The following is an 18992-nucleotide window of genomic DNA, read 5'->3' on the forward strand; positions in this document are numbered from 1 at the left end:
TCCCGACGCTCCGCGCCGACGCGTGTGCCGGACCGGCCCGCACGTTAGGCTCGACCCCGATGCGAGGGGTGCTGCTGTGAGGGACGAACGCGGGGACGACGGCTCGAACGAGGGGCTCGGCGACCGCCCGACCCGGCGGAGCCCGCGGCAGGCGCCGCACGCGCTGCCCGCAGCACGCGTCACCACTCCGGTCCTCACGCCCGTCCGCCCCGTGCGGCGCCGCCGGGGCCGTGTCTTCCGCGCGACCGTCAGCACGGTCGCCCTCGCCGCCATCGCGGGCCTCGTGGCGGTCTCCGCGCTCCCCGCCTACTCCTTCGACCCGGCACCCGATTCGCAGGCCGCCGTCGAGGCCGCCGCCCGCGTGCAGGCGCTCGGCAACCAGAAGCTCACCGTCGCGCCGACCGCGGTCCAGGAGCAGGTCATCCGCGACTCCTTCACCGCACCGACCCAGGCCCAGCTCGACGAGGCGGCCGCCCAGGCGCGCGCGCTCGCCGCCGCCGAGCAGGCCGCCCGCGACGCCGAGACCGCCCGCCTCGCCCAGGAGGCGCAGGCCGCGGCAGGCACGACCGGCGCGGACGGCGCCGCCGCGGGCAGCGGCGGCACCAGCACCTCGGTCACGCCCCGCGAGGAGGGCGACGACTACCCCTGGCGCGACCAGCTCACCGACGACCAGGGCGGCGGCCTCTCGCCGCTGCGGTACTACTACCGCGAGTGCGTCGACTTCGTCGCCTGGCGGATCAATCGCGACCAGGGCTCGACCAGCGCCCCCTTCAAGTGGACCTGGGGCAACATGACCCCGGGCGGTGGCAGCGCCTACGCGTGGGCCGGCCAGTGGGCGTCCCACGGCTGGGTGACCAGCAGCACGCCCGTGCCCGGCGCGGTCGCCTGGTTCACCGGCAACCACGTCGCCTACGTGCAGGCCGTCAACTCCGACGGCACGGTCTCGCTCGAGGAGTACAACTGGGGCAACGACCACGCGTACCACAAGCGCACCATCCCGGCCTCCCAGGTCGCCCTCTTCCTCTACCCGCCGAGCTGATGACCGGCGCCGTCGGCATGGCCGTGGCGCAGTTCGCCCCCTCGACGGACCGGGAGGCGAACATCGCGACGATCGGGCGCCTGGCCCGGATCGCCGCCGAGCGCGGCGCGAGCCTGGTGGTGCTGCCGGAGTACAGCTCCGCCTTCACCGATCCGCTCGGGCCCGAGCTGGTCGCGGCGGGCGAGGCGCTCGACGGCCCGTTCGTCACGGCTCTCGCGGCGCTCGCGCGCGAGCTCCGGATCCACCTCGTGGCGGGCATGGTCGAGGCGGTGGACGGGCGCCGCATCGCGAACACGCTCGTCGCGCTCGACCCCGAGGGCGCGCTCGTGGCCCGCTACCGCAAGCTGCACCTGTACGACGCCTTCGGCCAGACCGAGTCGGAGTGGGTCGCCGCGGGGGAGATCGCCGCACCCGAGACGTTCGAGGTCGGCGGCCTCGTCGTCGGGCTGCAGACCTGCTACGACCTGCGCTTCCCGGAGGTCAGCCGCTGGCTGGTCGACGCCGGGGTCGACGTCATCGCGGCACCGGCCGAGTGGGTGCGCGGCCCGCTCAAGGAGGCGCACTGGCGGACGCTGGTCACCGCCCGCGCGCTCGAGAACACGGTGTACCTCGTCGCAGCCGACCAGACCCCGCCGATCGGGGTCGGCACGAGCATGATCGTCGATCCGATGGGCGTCGAGACCGTCACCCTCGGCGAGGTCGAGGATGTCGCCGTCGCCTGGGTCTCGCGCGAGCGGATCGACGCGGCGCGCGCGAAGAACCCCGCTCTGGCGCTGCGGCGCTTCCGGGTGCTGCCGCTCTGACCGCCGCCCCCGGCCCGACGGCGCCGGGCATCCGACCGAATCCGCTGAGGCCGGCTCCTCAGCGCGCCATGCGGGCGAGGCCCGCGACCGCGGTCTCCAGCACCTCGAACCGCTTGCAGAAGGCGAAGCGGACGAGCGAGCGGTAGGGAGCGGCGTCCTCGGGGCGGCAGAACGCCGACACGGGCACCGCCACCACTCCCGCGAGATCCGGGAGCGCCCGGCAGAGCTCGACCCCGTCGTCGTAGCCGAGCGGTGCCGCGTCCGCGACGACGAAGTAGCCGCCCGAGGAGGGCGCGACGCCGAAGCCCGCAGCAGCCAGGCCCGCCGACAGCAGGTCCTTCTTGGCCGCAAGAGTCTGCGCCGCGCCGGTGAAGAAGGCGTCCGGGAGCCCGAGCCCGAGGGCGACGGCCCCCTGGAACGGCGAGCCGCTGACGTAGGTGAGGAACTGCTTCACGGCGAGGACGGCCGTGATCAGCTCGCGCGGGCCCGTCACCCAGCCGATCTTCCAGCCCGTGGTGCTGAAGGTCTTGCCCGCCGAGGAGACGGACAGCGTCCGCTCGAAGGCTCCGGGAAGGGATGCCAGCGGGACGTGCGGGGTGTCGAAGCGCAGGTGCTCGTAGACCTCGTCCGTCAGGATCACGGCGTCGTGCCGCTCGGCGAGCCGCACGATCAGCTCGCGGGTCTCGGCCGGGAGGACGGCACCGGTCGGGTTGTGCGGGTCGTTCACCAGGATGACGCGCGTGCGGTCGCTCACTGCGGCGGTCAGCTCGTCGTGGTCGACCGCGAAGGAGGGGCCGCGCAGGAGCACGGTGCGATGGACCCCTCCGGCGAGGGCGATCAGGGCTCCGTAGGCGTCGTAGTGGGGAGTGAAGGTGACGACCTCGTCGCCCGGCTCGAGCAGGCCCAGCAGAGCCGCGGCCAGGGCCTCGGTGGCGCCCGTGGTGACGAGGACCTCGCCGTCGGGGTCGAGGGAGATCCCGGAGAAGCGCAGCCGGTGCGCGGCGATCGCCTCGCGCAGGACGGGGAAGCCGGGACCCGGCGGGTACTGGTTGAGCCCGGACGCGATGGCGTCGCGCGCGGCGTCGAGGATCTCGCGCGGGCCGTCCTCGTCCGGGAAGCCCTGGCCGAGGTTCACCGCTCCGGTGCGCAGGGCGAGCGCGCTCATCTCGCTGAAGACGGTGGCGGCGACCTCGCCACCGGGGCCGAGGAGGCCGGCGCCCGCCGCGGCGCGGGACCAGGATCCGGGAATGCTCACGTGCCCAGTGTGCCCGCTCGAGCAGTCCGGCCGGTTTCATTTCCCGCTCGCAGGCCCGTCATAAGAAACCCCCAGGTACGATCGCCAAGCTATCCCCGCTTGGAAGGAGCAGCACCCATGACCGAGAGTCACGAGGGTCCTCGTCAGCCGGAGGAACCCACCACGCCGACGGAGTCCGGCGCCCGAGAGGCGACCGAGCGCACCCCCGGCGAGAGCTCCGGAGCGTCGTCCTCGACCACCGGGCCCACCGAGCCGATCCACCGGGGCGGAGCGCACCGCGAGAGCGAGAACCCGACCGTCCCCTACCCCTCCTCCTCGGCCCCCCAGCCGCCGTACACGCCGAACGCGACGGCCGGCAACGAGGCGCAGCCCGTCTCCCAGCCGGCCCGCTACGGGCAGTACGCGCCGCCCGCGGCGAACACCCTGCACGGCTCCGAGGAGCCGCCCTCCTCGAGCCCCTTCGGCCCGGGCGCCGAGTACACCCCCGCCCCCACCGCCACGAAGCGCCGAGCCGGAGTGGGCGTCGTCGCGGCGCTCGCCATCGGCGCGGTCGTGGGCGGAGTCGCGGGAGCCGGCGTGTTCGGCCTCTGGTCCGCCTCCAACGGCGGCGGGACCCGCGTGGTCTCCGCCGGCGGCTCGCAGACGATCACGGTCAACAACGCCGAGGACGCGACGACCGCCACCGCGGTCGCCGCCAAGGCCACTCCGAGCGTCGTCACCATCGCGGTGAGCGGCAGCTCGTCCGCCGGCACCGGCTCCGGCATCGTGCTCTCGAAGGACGGCTACGTCCTGACCAACACCCACGTGGTCACCCTCGACGGCGAGATCGCGAACGGCACCGTCTCGGTCACGACCAGCGACGGCCGGATCTTCGACGCGACCGTCGTCGGCACCGACCCGACCCTCGACCTCGCCGTCATCAAGCTGACCGGCGCGACCGACCTCAGCCCGATGACGTTCGCGGACTCCACCAAGATCAACGTCGGCGACACGGCGGTCGCCATCGGCGCCCCGCTCGGCCTCTCCGGAACCGTGACCGACGGCATCGTCAGCGCGCTCAACCGCAGCATCCAGGTCGCCTCCTCGGCGGCTCCGGACGACTCGGGCGACAGCTCGAGCGGCGGCACCGAGAGCCCGTTCAACTTCGACATCCCGGGCCAGCAGGCGCCGACCCAGGCGAAGAGCACCATCTCGCTGCCCGTCATCCAGACCGACGCGGCGATCAACCCGGGCAACTCCGGCGGCGCGCTGCTCGACAGCGACGGCGAGCTGATCGGCGTGAACGTCGCGATCGCGAGCGCCGGCCAGTCCTCCTCGAGCGGCCAGTCCGGCAACATCGGAGTCGGATTCGCGATCCCCAGCGCTATCGCCGAGCGCATCGCGAAGGAGATCATCGCGAACGGCTCCGCCTCGCACGGCCTGCTCGGCGCGAGCGTCTCCGACTCGACCGCGGACGTCCTCGGCGCCCGCATCGAGGAGGTCTCCGGAGGCGGTGCCGCGCAGGCGGCCGGTCTCGCCAAGGGCGACATCATCACCGCGATCGACAGCACTCCGATCACGAGCGCGTCCGACCTCACCGCGCAGGTCCGCGCGCAGGCCGCGAACGCCGCGGTCGAGCTGACCTACGTCCGCAACGGCCAGAGCTACCAGGCGAAGGCGACGCTCGGCCAGATGGCCGCAGGCTGACCCTCCGCCGCCGCGCACAGCCCCTCGAGGATCCGTCCCCGGGGGGCTGTGCTCCGCCGCCGCGCTCAGCCCCTCGAGGATCCGTCCCCGGGGGGCTTCTCCGCGTCCGGGCCCGGCCCGGGGCGCGGCGCTCCCCGCTGGTAGGGTGGTGGATCCCTGCGCCCGCGCTCCTCCCGCACGAACTGGACCCATGCAGCACGAGATCCCGGAAGACGACCTCTCCGACCTGCCCGGCGTCTCCTACGTCATGCCCGTCCTCAACGAGGTCGCCCACGTGCGCGCCGCGGTCGACTCGCTGCTGCATCAGGACTACACCGGCCCCTTCGACGTCGTCCTCGCCGTCGCCCCGAGCATCGACGGCACGGAGCAGCTCGTCGCCGAGCTGAGCGCGGCCGACCCGCGGATCCGCGTCGTGCCGAACGAGGTCGGCTCCACTCCTGCGGGCCTCAACGCCGCGATCCGCGCCTCGCGCCACCCGGTCGTCGTCCGGGTCGACGCGCACTCCGTCCTGCCGCCCGAGTACGCGCGCACGGCGGTCGAGGCGCTGCAGCGCTCCGGAGCGGCGAACGTCGGCGGAGTGATGGCGGCGGAGGGCCTCACCCCGTTCCAGCGCGCTGTCGCCCGGGCCTACGGCTCCCGCATCGGGCTGGGCGGCACGCCCCACCACGTGGGAGGCGAGGAGGGCCCGGCCGACACGGTGTACCTCGGCGTCTTCCGCCGCTCCGCCCTCGAGCGCGCCGGCCTGTTCGACGAGCGCTTCAAGCGCGGGCAGGACTGGGAGCTGAACCGGCGGCTGCGCGAGCGCGGCGAGGTCGTCTGGTTCACTCCGCGCCTCACCGTCACCTACCGGCCGCGGCCCTCGATGCGCGCGCTGCTCCGGCAGTTCCTCTCGACCGGGATGTGGCGCGGCGAGCTCACCCGGATGTTCCCGGCCTCGCGGTCGCTGCGCTACTTCGCTCCGCCCGTGCTCGTCGCGATGCTCGCGATCGGGCTGCTCGTCGGGCTGGCGGGAGTCGTCCAGGCGCTCGCCGGAGCCGCGCCCTGGCTCCTGCTCGGGTTCGCGGTGCCCGCCGGCTACCTCCTCCTGGTGGCGGCGGCCACTCTCGTGGTCGCGCGGCCGGACGGCGCGCGTGCGATGCTGTGGTTCGCCGTGGTCATCCCGGCGGTCCACGTGGCCTGGGGGACCGGCTTCGTGCTCGGCTTCGCCGGGCTGACCAGCAACATCTCCGCCCACCGCCACCAGCCGCGGTCCGACTCGCCGAGGGGCGCATGACCACGACGACGAGACCCCGCTCCATCGCCGAGCTGCGCGCCGTCGCGCAGCCCCCGGAGGTGCGCGGGCGCCGCAACGCCGAGCACTGGACGGCGTCGCTCTACCTGCGCCGCTTCTCGCCCTACCTGACCTGGCTGCTGCTGAAGACCTCGATCTCGGCGAACGGCGTCACCGGGCTGATGATCCTGGTCGGCTGGAGCGCGGCGGCAGCCCTCCTGATCCCGGGGATCGCCGGAGCGGCGCTGGCGCTGCTCCTCGGCCAGCTGCAGATGCTGGTGGACTGCTGCGATGGCGAGGTCGCGCGCTGGCGCCGCACGTCCTCGCCGGCGGGCGTGTTCCTCGACAAGGTCGGGCACTACACGACCGAGGCGCTGATCCCGATCGCGCTCGGACTGCGGGCGGCGGGCGTCCCGTTCGAGGCGCCGGCGGACTTCCTCTGGACGACGATCGGCTTCGCCCTGGCCCTGGTGATCGTCCTCAACAAGGCGCTCAACGACATGGTGCACGTGGCGCGCGCGAACGCCGGTCTCACGAAGCTGGCGGACACGAAGGGCGAGGCGGTGCCGTCCTCGTCCGGACTGGCGGGGCTCCGCCGCGCGGCCCGCTTCCTGCCCTTCCACCGCCTCTACCACTCCGTCGAGCTGACGATGCTGGCCTTCGCGACCGCCCTCGTGGGCCTCGTCGTCGGAGCGGGCACGGCCGACCGGGTCCTCGTCGGGGCGCTGCTGCCGCTCGCCCTCCTCGCCCTGGTCGGCCACTTCGTCGCGATCATGGCGTCCAAGCGTGTCCGCTCCTGAGCCGCGGGTCGGCGTCGTCGTCCTGACGCAGGGGACCCGGCCCGACGACCTCGCCGCGGGGCTGGCCGGCGTCCTCGCGCAGGAGGGCGTCGAGCTGGACGTCGTCTGCGTCGGCAACGGCTGGGAGCCCGACGGCCTGCCCGAGGGAGTGCGCGCCCTGGCGCTGCCCGAGAACCTCGGCATCCCCGCGGGCCGGAACGCCGGAGTCGACGCCGTCGCGGGGGAGTACCTCTTCTTCCTCGACGACGACGCCCGGATCCCGTCTCCCCGCTTCCTCGTCGACGCGATCGCGCTGCTCGCCTCGAACCGCCGCATCGGCCTGGTGCAGCCCCGCGTCGACAGCACGGACGGCACGCCGAGCCCGCGGCGCTGGATCCCGCGGATCCTCAAGGGCGACCCCCGCCGCTCCGGCCCCGTCTTATCGGTCTGGGAGGGAGCGGTCGTGCTGCGGCGCGACGTGTTCGCCCGGACGGGCGGCTGGGCGGGTCCGTTCTTCTACGCCCACGAGGGCATCGAGCTGGCCTGGCGGGTCTGGGACACGGGTCGCACCGCCTGGTACGCGGGAGAGCTCGTCGCCCAGCACCCGGTCATCCAGCCGACCCGTCACGCCGACTACTACCGGCTGAACGCGCGCAACCGCGTCTGGCTCGCCCGCCGCAACCTCGCCGCACCTCTGGCGCTCGTCTACGTGGCGTCCTGGACCGCGATCCAGTGCGTCCGCTGGCGTCGCGACCCGGCCGCCCTGCGCGCCTGGTTCGCCGGCTGGCGGGAGGGATGGCGCTCGGATCCGGGCGGCCGGCGCGTCCTCTCGGCCCGCACGGTGCTCCGGATGGCGTTCGCCGGGCGTCCGCCGATCGTCTAGCATCGGGGAATCCGCCCCCGCCGGGGCCCCCGAAAGGACGACGGTGTTCGATTCGACCCAGCTCTCCCCGCCCGAGCGCGCCGAGGCGGAGGCGACCCCTGCCGGACCGGACCTCCTGACGGCGGTCCGCGAGCGCCTCGGCGCCGTCGACGACGAGTTCTCCGGCCGCCTCGACGAGCACCTCCCGCGCCTGCTCGATCTGCTCGCCACGGTGTACGCCGGCCGCGACGACCTCGAGGACCAGTTGGTCGCGATCGTCGAGCTCGCCGCCGCCTCCTGGGAGGAGCGGCCCGAGGAGCTCCGCGCGCTCGACCGCGCCCGCGAGCAGCACCCGACCTGGTTCCTCTCGAACAAGGCTCTGGGCGGGGTCTGCTACGTCGACCGCTACGCGGGCGACCTCGAGGGGCTGCGCGCCGAGATCCCGTACCTCCGCGAGATCGGCCTGAACTACCTGCACCTGATGCCGCTCTTCGATGCGCCCGAGGGCGAGTCGGACGGGGGCTACGCGGTCTCGAGCTACCGGCGCGTGCGGCCGGACCTCGGCGACATGGAGCAGCTCCGCGGGCTGGCCTCCGAGCTGCGTGAGCAGGGCATCGCACTCGTGGTCGACTTCGTCTTCAACCACACCTCGAACGAGCACGAGTGGGCGCAGCGCGCGCTCGCCGGCGAGCAGCGCTTCGAGGACTACTACTGGATCTACCCGGACCGGGAGCAGCCCGACGCCTTCGAGCGCACGACGCGCGAGATCTTCCCGGACGACCATCCCGGCTCCTTCGTTCAGCTGGAGGACGGGCGCTGGGTCTGGGCCACGTTCCACCGCTACCAGTGGGACCTCAACTACTCCAACCCCGAGGTGTTCCGGGCGATGGCGGGAGAGATGCTCTTCCTCGCCAATCAGGGCGTCGACGCCCTGAGGATGGACGCGGTCGCGTTCATCTGGAAGGAGCTCGGCACCACCTGCGAGTCGCAGCCGCAGGCGCACCTGCTGCTGCGCGCGTTCAACGAGGTCTGCCGCCTGGCCGCTCCGGCGCTGCTGTTCAAGTCCGAGGCGATCGTGCACCCCGACGAGGTGATCGAGTACATCGACGTCGAGGAGTGCCAGCTCTCGTACAACCCGCTGCAGATGGCGCTCACCTGGGAGGCGCTCGCCACCCGCGACGTCCGTCTCCTCTCGCAGTCCCTCGAGCGCCGGCACGCCCTCCCCGAGGGCACGGCCTGGGTCAACTACGTGCGCGGGCACGACGACATCGGCTGGACCTTCGCCGACGAGGACGCCGCCGAGCTCGGGATCGACGCGGCCGGCCACCGCCGGTTCCTCAACGACTTCTACACCGACCGGTTCGACGGCACGTTCGCCCGCGGAGTGCCGTTCCAGGAGAATCCGCGCACCGGCGACCGCCGCGTCTCGGGCACCACCGCGTCCCTCGCCGGAGTGGAGGCGGGCGACGCCTACGGGATCGACCGCGTGCTGCTCGCGCACTCGATCGCCCTGAGCACCGGCGGGCTGCCGCTGCTCTACCTCGGCGACGAGGTCGGCCAGCTCAACGACCACGGCTACCTCGACGACCCGACGACGGCCGGCGACTCTCGCTGGGTGAACCGGCCGCGCCGCCCCGCGGAGCGCTACGACGAGCGCGAGGTCCCGGGGACGGCCGCGAGCGAGGTCTTCGGCGGGCTGCTGCACCTCATCGCCGTGCGCAAGGCCGTGCCGATGTTCGCGGGCACCGAGCTGAGCGTCTTCGACCCGGTCAACGACCACGTGCTCGGCTACCAGCGCCCCGGCGACGGGGAGTCGGTGCTCGTGCTCGCGAACGTGTCGGACGAGGTCCAGGAGGTCGCGGCCGAGCGGTTCGGCGGGTTCGCCGCGGAGGCGGTCGACCTGGTCACCGAGATCGCGGTCGACCTGCGCGAGGGCTTCCGTCTCGCTCCGCTGCAGTTCGTCTGGCTGAGGGTGACCCCGGCCTGATCGGACCGTGCGAGGCCCCCGGCGCGGGGGCCGTCGCCGGTACCCTGGGGCGGATGACTCCCGCTCCCCGTGCCTTGATCGCCCGCCTCCGCACCGACGCGCGACTCGCGCGCAAGGTGGGCGGCGAGCTGCTCGCGGCTCGCCGGGCCCGCCACGCGGTGACCCGGCTGCTCGCGGAGCGCGGGCCGCTGCCCGAGGGCCGGTTCGAGATCGGCGTCTACTTCGCCGACGGCGACATCAACCTGTACCAGCTGCGGCAGTGGTACCGGCCGCTGGCCGAGCTGGCGGAGACGCACCCGGTCGTGCTGCTCAGCCGCAACGCCGGCGCCGCGGAGGTGCTGCTGCGCGAGAGCCCGGTCCCCGTCGCCTACGTCCGCTCCGTCGCCGACCTCGAGAGCACCATCGCGAGCCAGCCGCTGCGGATCGTGCTCTACGTCAACCAGAACGCCCGCAACTTCCAGATGATGCGCTACGGACGCCGCTGGCACGTCTTCGTCAACCACGGCGAGAGCGACAAGATGTACATGACGACGAACCAGTTCAAGGCGTACGACTACAGCATGATCGCCGGGGACGCCGCACTCGCCCGGCTGCGCCGCGTGCTCTGGGACTACGACTTCGACAGGCGCGCCCTCGCCATCGGCCGTCCTCAGGCGGACCACTTCGCCGGCGCCGTGCCGTTCACGCCCGACGAGCGCCGCGTGGTGCTCTACGCGCCGACCTGGGAGGGCGACCGCCCCGCCGCGGGCTACGGCTCGATCCGGAGCCACGGCACGGCCCTCGTGCGCGGGCTCCTGGCCGACCCGCGATTCCGGCTCGTCTACCGCCCGCATCCCCGCAGCGGCGCGGTCGACTCCGACTACGCCGCGGCCGACCGGGCGATCGTCGCGATGATCGCCGCCGCCAACGCGGCCGATCCGCGCGCCGGTCACGTGCACGACACCGGTGCCGAGCTCGGCTGGCAGCTCGCCGCCGCCGACCTCGCGATCCTCGACGTGTCGGCGATGGTCTACGACCGGCTGGCCACGGGGCGCCCGCTGCTGGTCACCCGGCCCGTCAGCGCCGAGGCCGAGGTCGACGAGAGCGGCTACCTCGGCGACGCGGAGTGGCTGCACGCCGAGGACGCCTCCGCGATCATCGCGCGGATCGACAGCGCCGAGCACGATCCGGAGTCGGTCGAGCGGCTGGAGCGCTGGGTGCACCGCTACTTCGGCGACACGTCGCCCGGAGCGGCCACGCGGCGCTTCCACGAGGCGATCGAGCACCTGCTCACCGAGTGGGAGCGGCACGCCGCTCTGCACCGGGGCGACGGCGCGGTCGACGACCACGATCCGGAGGGCTGAGCGGGCGGGAGCACCGCTCGAACGGCCGCGTCAAGGGTGGGCCGGTCGCCGGGCGGCCTCCCGGTGCCCCGCTACGCTCGTCCCATGATGACCCCGCGCGCCTTCGCCCGCTCCCGCCGGCGCCGGTCGGCACCCGCCCAGCCCGCGGTCGAGCCGGACATCGTGGTCTCCGCCGACCCGGAGAAGCCGGTCTTCACGATCCGCTCCTTCCGCATCGGCCTGTTCGGCGCGCTCGGCGTGCTGGTGGCGCTCGTCCTGGGCGGCCTCGTCGTGCAGCTGGGCACGGTGCTGACCTACATCTTCGTGGCGCTGTTCTTCGCGCTCGGCCTCGATCCGCTGGTCTCCTGGCTCGAGAGCAAGCGCCTGCCGAGGCCGCTCGCGATCACAGCGGTCTTCGCCGCGGTGGTGCTGATCTTCGCCGGCCTGCTGGTCTACATCATCCCGATCCTGGTCGAGCAGCTGACGATGTTCGTCACGAGCGCCCCGCAGATCGTCACCGACATCGCCTCGCAGCAGTGGGTGCTCGACCTCGAGCAGCAGCTGCGCGGCGTGATCGACATCGACGAGCTGATCGAGAGCGTCCAGAGCTTCATCGGCAACCCCAACAACCTGCTCTCGCTCGGCGGCGGACTGATCGCGGTCGGGACCGGGATCGCCAGCGGCGTGACCGGCGCCGTCATCGTGCTGATCCTGACGCTGTACTTCCTCGCGTCGCTGCGCTCGATGAAGGCCGTCGCCTACCGCTTCGCCCCCGCCTCGCACCGCGCGAAGGCGCACGAGGTCGGCGACGAGATCACCGGCGCCGTGGGCCGCTACGTGGTCGGCCAGGTCTCGCTCGCCGGCGTGAACGGCGTGCTCACGTTCATCCTGCTGCTCTCGATCGGCGCCCCGGTGCCGGCGCTGCTGGCCTGCGTCGCGTTCCTCGGCTCCCTGATCCCGCTGGTCGGCACGCTCTCGGGCGCCGTGATCATCTCGCTCGCCTGCCTCCTGGCCTCGCCGCTGACCGCGCTGGTCGCCGCGATCTACTACCTCGTCTACATGCAGGTCGAGGCGTACCTCCTCAGCCCCCGCATCATGAACAAGGCCGTCTCGGTCCCCGGTGCGGTCGTCGTGATCGCGGCGGTGGCGGGCGGCACCATCGCGGGCGTGCTCGGCGCCCTGGTCGCGATCCCGGTCGCGGCCTCGGTGATCATCGTCGTGCAGAAGGTCGTCTTCCCCCGTCAGGACGCCAAGTAGCGGACCGCACCGCGACGGCCGGTCCGCTCAGCGCCAGGGCGGCACCGCGCCGTCGACCGCGGCGCTGAAGCGGCGGACCGACTCCGGGACCGCGACGCCCTCCTCCGCCGGCACCGGCGCGAGCGTGCGGGTGACCAGCGGCACGACGCCCGCCCAGACCCCGGCCTCCGGCTCGTCGCCGGCTCCGTGCGCGCGCACCTTCAGGCTCGCCTCGGCCAGGGGGAGGCGCAGCACCAGCGTGGCCGCGATCTCGCGGGCGGTGCTCGCTCGCACCTCCTCGTCGCGCCCCGGGAGGAGGCGTGCCACCAGCAGATCGAGGGCCCGCGCCTTCTCCTCGCCCTCCAGCGCCTCGGCCCGGCCGATCACCATCACCGAGCGGTAGTTCATCGAGCTGTCGAAGGTGGAGCGGGCGACGACCAGTCCGTCGACCAGCGTGACCGAGGCGGTGAGGAGCGAGTGCCGCGCCGCCTCCCGCAGCAGTCCTCCGCCGCTCGACCCGTGCAGCAGGAGGGAGTCGCCGTCGCGGGCGAAGAGGATCGGCAGCACGATCGCGGCGCCGTCCCGCACGACGGCGACGTGGGCGACGAGCGCCTCGTCGAGCAGGGCGTGCAGCTCGGCGGGATCGGTGCGCTGGCGGTCGCGGAGACGGGAGACGCGGGTGCGGTCGGTGACGGGGAGGCTGTCCATGTCGGAATCGTCCCGCGCCGACTGGATCTGCCAGGATGCCACTGGGCCGCGATCGGAGTGGTCCAGAGCGGAGCGGTCGATGGCGTCGGGCGATCTGGAGATCCCGCTCCTCCTCGGGCCGTCGCCGCGCGGCTCGGTCCGCGCCGGGCTCGCCGAGGCGCTGCGCCAGGCGGTGCTGGACGGGCGCTACCGGGCGGGCGATCCGATCCCGTCGAGCCGCGTGCTCGCCGAGCGGCTCGGCGTCTCGCGGGGCTCCGTCGTCGCCGCGGTGGATCAGCTGTTGGGGGAGGGCTACCTCGTCGCCCACCCGCGCGCAGCGGTGACGGTCGCCTCCGACGGACTGCTGGCGTCGGCGCCGCAGGAGCCGCGGCCGGAGTCCCGGGAGACCGTCGTCCCGCCCGCCGCGGCGGACCTGAGGCCGGGCCGGCCGGACACCCGCGCCCTCGACACCCCGGAGTGGCGGGCCGCCTGGCGCCTGGCGCTCGCCTCGCCGCCCTCGGCGCCTCCTCGGGGTTCCGGGGACCCGGCCCTGCGGGAGCAGATCGCCGAGCAGCTGCGCCGGTCCCGCGGCGTCGACGTGCAGGCGTCGGACGTAGTGGTGACCAGCGGCACCGCGGGCGCCGTCGCGCTCCTGGCCCGCGCCGCCTCGGCCTCGCTCGGACGCGAGGTGCGCGTGGCCGTCGAGGACCCCGGCTACCCGGCCGTCCGGCGCCGCCTGCGCGCCGACGGGCACGAGGTCGTCGGCGTCCCTGTGCGCGGCGACGGCATCGACCTCGACGCTCTCGCGAGCTCCGGCGCGGACGTGGTCGTCGTGACTCCGTCGCACCAGTACCCGACCGGAGGCAGGCTCGCCCTCGCCGAGCGCCTGGAGCTGGTGCGCCGCGCGTCGGCCGGCCCCCTGCTCGTGGTGGAGGACGACTACGACAGCGAGTTCCGCTACGTCGGCGCCCCGCTGCCCGCGCTCGCCTCGCTCGACTCCGGCGGCGGAGTCGCCCATGTCGGGTCGTTCTCGAAGACCGTCTCGCCGTGGCTCCGCATCGCCTACCTGGCCGTTCCGCCGGCGTCCTGGCTCCGCGGGGCGCTGGCCGGCCTCGACGACGAGAAGGACGCCTCCGCCTCGGGTCCGACGCAGGCGGCGCTCGCGCAGTTCATGGCGAGCGGGGCGTTCCGGAGGCATCTCACGCGCTCGAGACGGCGCTACGCCCACCGCCGTGAGCTGGTCCACGCATTCGCGGAGGCGGTGCCCTGGGGGCGCGCGAGCGGACTCGACGGGGGTCTGCACGTCGTCCTCTCCCTGCCCGCGCCTCTGGACGCGCACGCCGTCGCGGCCGCGCTGCTCCGGGAGGGACTGCTCGTCGCCACTCTGCACGAGTACGCCCTGTCGGGACGGGCTGCGACCGAGGCGCTGGTCCTCGGCTACGGCCATGTCGGCGACCTCGAGCTCGCTGCGGCGCTGGACCTCGTCGACCGGACCGTCCGCGCGCTCGCCGCCGGGGCCGTCCGTGGTATCCCTGGAGGATGACCCGCGACTCCGCCCTGCACATCACCGACGATCCCGACGCCGACGCGCTGCTCAGCCGCGACCCGCTGGCGCTGCTGATCGGGATGCTCCTCGACCAGCAGGTCGCGATGGAGACGGCCTTCTCCGGGCCCCGCAAGATCGAGGAGCGCCTCGAGGCGGAGGGCGCCTCCTTCGACGCCGCGTCGATCGCGGGCTTCGACGAGGACGCGTTCTCGGAGCTCTGCCGGACTCCGCCCGCGATCCACCGCTACCCGGCGAGCATGGCGGGGCGCGTGCAGGTCCTCTGCCGCGCTCTGGTCGACGACTGGGACGGCGACGCCGCGGCCGTCTGGACGCGGGACGAGCCCGACGGCCGCACGGTCCTCGCGCGTCTGAAGGCGCTGCCCGGCTTCGGCGAGCAGAAGGCGCGGATCTTCCTCGCCCTGCTCGGCAAGCAGCGCGGGTTCTCGGGGGAGGGCTGGCGCTCGGCCGCGGGCGCCTACGGAGAGGAGGGCGCCTTCCGCTCGGTCGCCGACATCGTCTCTCCGGAGTCGCTGACGAAGGTCCGCGCCACCAAGCAGGCCGCGAAGGCCGCCGCCAAGGCGGAGAAGTAGGGCGCGGGGCAGCGCCGGAGTCTACCGGGCGCGATTCCGCGAAGTGACGGTGCGAGCTGGGATCAGGGGAGCCGTGAGGATGTTTCTGGATGGTGCGAGAAGCACTGTCCGGGCTCTCTTCTGATCGCTCGTCGACGGGGTGTCGGCGCAATGCTGCGGAGCGCTGTCGATGCAGAGAGCAGGTGATTCGTCTTCGCCGCTGAGCACAGGTGTATCCGCTTCTTCTTCAGCGTCGGCGTCATCAGTGCGCGAGTGAACCGAGCTCTGTGCTCATGGTTGACGAGGGAGGGAGATTCGCAGCTCTCGACACTTGGCGCGTCGAGCGTGAATGTCGCCGATCGAGAACGTCCTCACCTCCTCGAAGCGGTCGGTCCGGTTCCCGGTCCATTGACCTCCCACGATCCGCCTGAAAGTCTGTCGTGATAAGCGCGCCATTTCTCGTCCTCTTTCGCGCCGCACCTCCGGCGCCTGATCGCACGCAGCCTGAAGGAGTCCGCATCGCGCCGCTCCGTCGCCTCACTGCGACAGTGCACGTACGAAGAATGCCTGGTCGGCGCCATCTTCGCCGGCGTCGCTCTCCCGCTGCCAGCCGCCGACTTCGATCGGGTCGACTGGAGAGGAAGTGACCGAGCGGAGAGGGCGTCGATGGATCGGGGATGGACGAACAGCAGTCGATCTCGAATGATCGAGGCAGTCCATCGACCCTGACCAGGAGGAGACCGATATGAACAGCGTGACGAGAGGAGTCGTGTCGATCGCACTGTCGGCGGTGCTCGTCGCCTCACCCGCGATCGCCTCGGCGAATCCGACGCGTAGCCTGGATATCACGGATCCTGCTGCACTGATCGCACACATCGCGCCGGAGATATCCGGTGAAACAGTCCCTCTTGTCCGTCATTCCGTGAAATACGCTTCCAATCCCGATGAGCAGGAACCTCGCGTGGTCCTGCCGGTGGTAGCGAGCGACAGCGTGCGGATCCTTCCTCCCGCCCTCGGCCCTGGAGCGGGTAGCGGTCTGGACGTGAGCGTCGTGGGTGCGATCGATGGCCCTGAGCTGTCCGACGGCATCGGAGTCATGCGCAGTTCGGCGGGTCCAGCACGACGTACGTCCAGCAGACCGCTAGGGGCGCCAGGTTCTTGACTGCCATCAGTGATGCCACGGCCGGTAGTGAGTTCTCCTACATCGTCAACCCGGAGAGCGACGTTGCTCTCGTCACCCTGCCGGGTGGGGTGACGAACCTCGTGGACGAGAGAAGTCGATACATCGCCACTCTTGCTCCGGCTTGGGCGCGCGACACATCGGGAAGAGAATTGGCGACGAGATACGAGCTCGAGGGGAACACCCTCACTCAGCACGTCGACTTCCCGTCAGGTACTCACTTCCCAGTGCTCATCGATCCGGCGTGGAACTATGGTTTCGACTTCGCCGCCAACAGCGATCCCGGAAATCCCGTGCTGAACGTCAAGAACCCGAAAGCCCCGAGTCGGGAGGTGCAACCGTTGCTCGAGACCTGCTTCAACTGCTCCTTCCCCATCTCGGGAGCACCGGCTCACTATCCCAGGGACGGTGAGATCCTTCCATTGAACGCCAGTCCCTTCTCCTTCGTCCGCGTCGATGCGACGGTGAGGAAGACGACCGCTGCTCAAGGCGCCATGCTCTTCACGGCCGAGCCCGGCCATTTCGATGGAGAGGGGTCAACGATCTCGTTCTCCTGGTACAACGATCAGGACGGCTATCTGCACCTGTTCGTCTATGCCAATGTGCTCGGAGATGCCGGCGGTCCGGTCAACGCGGCCAATGCGACGGTCGCCGGAACCAACTGGTTAAACTTCTGGGCGAATGTCTGCAACAAGGTGCAGAAGTCGGGCGGGGGCGGCGGGGGCGGCGGTGTGTGGTGAGCTGTCCCGGTCCGGCAGGACGCTCGTGCTGTTCTCCGCTGCCGGCCCGCTCGTCGGCGGCCTCGCCGGCGTCGTCTACTCCCTCCTGGCCACGGTTCCGCAACTCCTGTGGTCGCCCTCGTCGGCCGGGGGGACCGGTTCGCCCGGCCTCACGATCGTCGGGGCACTGATCGGCGCGATCGTCGGCTTCGTCTTCGGAACCGCAGTGAGCGCTGTGGCCGTGACCGTCTTCGCCGCCGCAGGGTGGGCGCGGGTGCCGTGGTCCATCCGCGTGCTCATCGCCGCGGTCGGGGCGGCCGGGTGCTCGTTCGTCCTGGTCGGCGCACTCGGAGGATGGCGCGACGTGTCCGTGACTCTGCAGGCGCTCGTCTTCGCGATCGGGACCTTCGGGACCTTCGAGGTGGCCGGCATCGGCGGGCGCGAGCGCCCTCACGACGAAGGCTGAGCGCCCCCGTCCGCGTCCGAGCGCCGTGGATCGACCGATCAGCCGTCGCTGTGGGGGTCTCGGCCTAGAGCCGGTCCTCCAGAGCCGCGATCAGCGCCGCGCGGTCCTCGCGGAGGATCGACGCCCCGCCACCCGGGACGGTCCGCACCTCGACGCCCCGGCCTGCGAGGACGCCGCCCAGCGAGCCGTGGCCCAGCGGGTCCTCCGGCAGCACGGCGAGCGTCGGCACGGGGAACGTCTCGGGGGCAGCGGCCGCACCCCGCGCCGTCAGTCCGTCGGCGGAGTCCTGCTCCCAGAGGGCCTGGGCCGATACGTCGAGCTCGATCTGCTCGTCCGTCCAGATCGGGTGGCGGTGGCGGAGGGAGTCGGCGTCGCCCTTCTCGACCTGCGCGACCGAGCTGCCCCGATGCAGGGCGCTCGTCAGGCCGCGGGCGTCGGAGAACGCAGGGTCGAGCAGGATCAGCCGCTCGGCGCGGTAGTCGGGAGCGAGACGCGCGGCGACGACGGCGCCGAGGCCGTGGCCCACGATGAGATCGGGTGCCTGGAGCACCGAGGCCCGCACATCGGCGGCCCACCGCTCCGGCGAGTACACGGGCGACGTCGGCGAGCCTCCGTGACCGGCGAGATCGGGCGCCACCACGCGGTAGCCGTGCTCGTGCAGTGTGGGAACCAGGGCGTACCAGATCCGGGAGTCGGAGCCGAGGCCGTGGAGGAGGAGAGCGGTCCGGTCGCCCGTTCCGCCGTAGTCGCGGACGAACAGCGCCAGCGGCTCGGTCGGCGCGGCGGCCAGCGCCTTCCGCTCGGCGCGGGTCGGCTCGAGCACGAGGGTGTTGCCGAAGGCCTGCGGTGCCGGCCCGAACGCGTCGCGCGCGCTCTGGATCACCTTCCGGCCGAGCATCGCGTTGCCGACGCCGCCCAGTGCCGCTCCGATCCCGAACGGCATCGCCCGGCCGACCAGCCCCGCGCCCTGCTGGGCGAGGAAGTGGCGGGTGAACGACTTCTTGGCCCGGTCGGCGAGCTCGCCGACGAGGAACGACGGCAGCCCCTTCGTCACGACCGATCCCCAGTACTGGTTGAGGCCGCTGCCCCCGCCGACGGCCTGACCGGCCACCTGGCGCACCATCTCGCTGCCGGAGGAACCCATCATCAGCGTGAGCACGAGGGCCCGCGCGCGCTCGGGGTCCTCGAGGGGGATGCCGTGCACCTCGGTCACCGACTGCGCGAAGAGGGCGCTCGCCTCCAGGAAGCCCGCCGCTCCCGCGCCCGAGAGCGCGACCGAGGCCGCGGTACCCAGGCCAGGGACGACCGCGGTCGCGCCGATCGCGGCACCGCCCGCGGCCACGCTCGAGAGGTACTGCCGCTCGAGCGACGTGATGATCTGCTCGGGGGACGCTCCGGGGCGTCGGCGGCGCAGGGCTCGGATGTTCGCGAGCACCGCGGGCCGCTGGACTGCGAGAAGCCGGTCGAGCATCTTCGCGAGCTGGGCGTTCTCGCCGGCGCCGTCGGCCTGCTCGATCCCGCCGGCCTTCTCGACGGCGCGCTCGCGCTTGCGGTCCTTCTGGGCCATGTCGTGCACTCCTGCGTCC

17 protein-coding genes are annotated in these 18992 nt (G+C 72.7%); 14 read left to right on the forward strand and 3 right to left on the reverse strand.

All coding sequences use genetic code 11. The features are described 5' to 3' along the window. Positions 1 to 76: 76 nt before the first annotated feature. Positions 77 to 1039, forward strand: a complete 963-nt coding sequence (locus tag GSU40_RS05580; RefSeq protein WP_104313675.1) for a CHAP domain-containing protein — start codon at positions 77 to 79, stop codon at positions 1037 to 1039. Next, on the forward strand, positions 1039 to 1842 hold the full coding sequence (locus GSU40_RS05585) for a carbon-nitrogen hydrolase family protein (RefSeq protein ID WP_104247828.1): 804 nt from the start codon (positions 1039 to 1041) through the stop codon (positions 1840 to 1842). The genes GSU40_RS05580 and GSU40_RS05585 overlap by 1 nt, the downstream gene beginning before the upstream one ends. Positions 1843 to 1900: 58 nt before the next feature. Here the strand turns inward: GSU40_RS05585 and GSU40_RS05590 are convergent, their stop codons facing one another. After that, entirely contained in the window at positions 1901 to 3097 is a 1197-nt protein-coding gene (locus tag GSU40_RS05590) for an aminotransferase class I/II-fold pyridoxal phosphate-dependent enzyme (protein ID WP_160034024.1), read from the reverse strand. A gap of 117 nt (positions 3098 to 3214) precedes the next feature. Between GSU40_RS05590 and GSU40_RS05595 the strand changes: the two genes are divergently transcribed. The 7 genes from GSU40_RS05595 (at position 3215) to GSU40_RS05625 (ending at position 12260) form a co-directional block, all read left to right on the forward strand. Further along, complete coding sequence (locus GSU40_RS05595) at positions 3215 to 4783, forward strand: trypsin-like peptidase domain-containing protein (RefSeq protein WP_104250126.1); 1569 nt, start codon at positions 3215 to 3217, stop codon at positions 4781 to 4783. Between the two features lie 190 nt (positions 4784 to 4973). Then, positions 4974 to 6056: a glycosyltransferase family 2 protein gene (locus GSU40_RS05600; RefSeq protein WP_208543363.1), complete on the forward strand. Its 1083-nt coding sequence runs from the start codon at positions 4974 to 4976 to the stop codon at positions 6054 to 6056. Beyond that, positions 6053 to 6853, forward strand: a complete 801-nt coding sequence (locus tag GSU40_RS05605; RefSeq protein WP_104223579.1) for a CDP-alcohol phosphatidyltransferase family protein — start codon at positions 6053 to 6055, stop codon at positions 6851 to 6853. The genes GSU40_RS05600 and GSU40_RS05605 overlap by 4 nt, the downstream gene beginning before the upstream one ends. Beyond that, on the forward strand, positions 6840 to 7715 hold the full coding sequence (locus tag GSU40_RS05610; RefSeq protein ID WP_160034026.1) for a glycosyltransferase: 876 nt from the start codon (positions 6840 to 6842) through the stop codon (positions 7713 to 7715). Before GSU40_RS05605 ends, GSU40_RS05610 begins: the two co-directional genes overlap by 14 nt. Before the next feature lie 115 nt (positions 7716 to 7830). After that, the gene (locus GSU40_RS05615; RefSeq protein WP_160036153.1) at positions 7831 to 9681 is read left to right on the forward strand and encodes an amylosucrase; all 1851 of its coding nucleotides are present in this window, start codon (positions 7831 to 7833) and stop codon (positions 9679 to 9681) included. Positions 9682 to 9734: 53 nt separating this feature from the next. Continuing rightward, on the forward strand, positions 9735 to 11024 hold the full coding sequence (locus GSU40_RS05620; RefSeq protein WP_244229610.1) for a hypothetical protein: 1290 nt from the start codon (positions 9735 to 9737) through the stop codon (positions 11022 to 11024). Between the two features lie 84 nt (positions 11025 to 11108). Then, positions 11109 to 12260: an AI-2E family transporter gene (locus GSU40_RS05625; RefSeq protein WP_244229611.1), complete on the forward strand. Its 1152-nt coding sequence runs from the start codon at positions 11109 to 11111 to the stop codon at positions 12258 to 12260. Between the two features lie 27 nt (positions 12261 to 12287). Here GSU40_RS05625 and GSU40_RS05630 read toward each other — a convergent pair whose 3' ends face one another. Continuing rightward, entirely contained in the window at positions 12288 to 12947 is a 660-nt protein-coding gene (locus tag GSU40_RS05630; protein WP_160034028.1) for a pyridoxamine 5'-phosphate oxidase family protein, read from the reverse strand. A 79-nt stretch (positions 12948 to 13026) separates the two neighbouring features. Between GSU40_RS05630 and GSU40_RS05635 the strand changes: the two genes are divergently transcribed. The 5 genes from GSU40_RS05635 (at position 13027) to GSU40_RS05655 (ending at position 17406) form a co-directional block, all read left to right on the forward strand. Then, positions 13027 to 14469, forward strand: a complete 1443-nt coding sequence (locus tag GSU40_RS05635; protein ID WP_160034030.1) for a PLP-dependent aminotransferase family protein — start codon at positions 13027 to 13029, stop codon at positions 14467 to 14469. After that, on the forward strand, positions 14466 to 15062 hold the full coding sequence (locus tag GSU40_RS05640; protein WP_104223574.1) for an HhH-GPD-type base excision DNA repair protein: 597 nt from the start codon (positions 14466 to 14468) through the stop codon (positions 15060 to 15062). The genes GSU40_RS05635 and GSU40_RS05640 overlap by 4 nt, the downstream gene beginning before the upstream one ends. 748 nt (positions 15063 to 15810) lie before the next feature. Next, on the forward strand, positions 15811 to 16203 hold the full coding sequence (locus tag GSU40_RS05645) for a hypothetical protein (protein ID WP_160034032.1): 393 nt from the start codon (positions 15811 to 15813) through the stop codon (positions 16201 to 16203). Continuing rightward, positions 16200 to 16961 carry a hypothetical protein gene (locus tag GSU40_RS05650; RefSeq protein ID WP_160034034.1) on the forward strand — a complete coding sequence of 254 codons (762 nt, stop codon included), beginning with the start codon at positions 16200 to 16202 and terminating at the stop codon, positions 16959 to 16961. The genes GSU40_RS05645 and GSU40_RS05650 overlap by 4 nt, the downstream gene beginning before the upstream one ends. A 25-nt stretch (positions 16962 to 16986) precedes the next feature. After that, positions 16987 to 17406, forward strand: coding sequence for a hypothetical protein (locus GSU40_RS05655; RefSeq protein WP_160034036.1), 420 nt, complete (start codon positions 16987 to 16989; stop codon positions 17404 to 17406). Positions 17407 to 17470: 64 nt separating this feature from the next. On the opposite strand, the gene GSU40_RS05660 is transcribed toward GSU40_RS05655, so the two are convergent. Beyond that, the gene (locus GSU40_RS05660; protein WP_160034038.1) at positions 17471 to 18973 is read right to left on the reverse strand and encodes an alpha/beta hydrolase family protein; all 1503 of its coding nucleotides are present in this window, start codon (positions 18971 to 18973) and stop codon (positions 17471 to 17473) included. Positions 18974 to 18992: the final 19 nt, after the last annotated feature.

The sequence above is a fragment of the Rathayibacter sp. VKM Ac-2805 genome, assembly GCF_009834265.1.
GTDB lineage: Bacteria > Actinomycetota > Actinomycetes > Actinomycetales > Microbacteriaceae > Rathayibacter.

Excerpts from the sequence above, each read along its gene's own strand:
- GSU40_RS05635 (WP_160034030.1), top strand. The coding sequence starts at position 13,027 with ATGGCGTCGGGCGATCTGGAGATCCCGCTCCTCCTCGGGCCGTCGCCG.
- GSU40_RS05660 (WP_160034038.1), bottom strand. The coding sequence starts at position 18,973 with ATGGCCCAGAAGGACCGCAAGCGCGAGCGCGCCGTCGAGAAGGCCGGC.
- GSU40_RS05605 (WP_104223579.1), top strand. The coding sequence starts at position 6,053 with ATGACCACGACGACGAGACCCCGCTCCATCGCCGAGCTGCGCGCCGTC.
- GSU40_RS05600 (WP_208543363.1), top strand. The coding sequence starts at position 4,974 with ATGCAGCACGAGATCCCGGAAGACGACCTCTCCGACCTGCCCGGCGTC.
- GSU40_RS05630 (WP_160034028.1), bottom strand. The coding sequence starts at position 12,947 with ATGGACAGCCTCCCCGTCACCGACCGCACCCGCGTCTCCCGTCTCCGC.
- GSU40_RS05585 (WP_104247828.1), top strand. The coding sequence starts at position 1,039 with ATGACCGGCGCCGTCGGCATGGCCGTGGCGCAGTTCGCCCCCTCGACG.
- GSU40_RS05595 (WP_104250126.1), top strand. The coding sequence starts at position 3,215 with ATGACCGAGAGTCACGAGGGTCCTCGTCAGCCGGAGGAACCCACCACG.
- GSU40_RS05640 (WP_104223574.1), top strand. The coding sequence starts at position 14,466 with ATGACCCGCGACTCCGCCCTGCACATCACCGACGATCCCGACGCCGAC.
- GSU40_RS05625 (WP_244229611.1), top strand. The coding sequence starts at position 11,109 with ATGATGACCCCGCGCGCCTTCGCCCGCTCCCGCCGGCGCCGGTCGGCA.
- GSU40_RS05620 (WP_244229610.1), top strand. The coding sequence starts at position 9,735 with ATGACTCCCGCTCCCCGTGCCTTGATCGCCCGCCTCCGCACCGACGCG.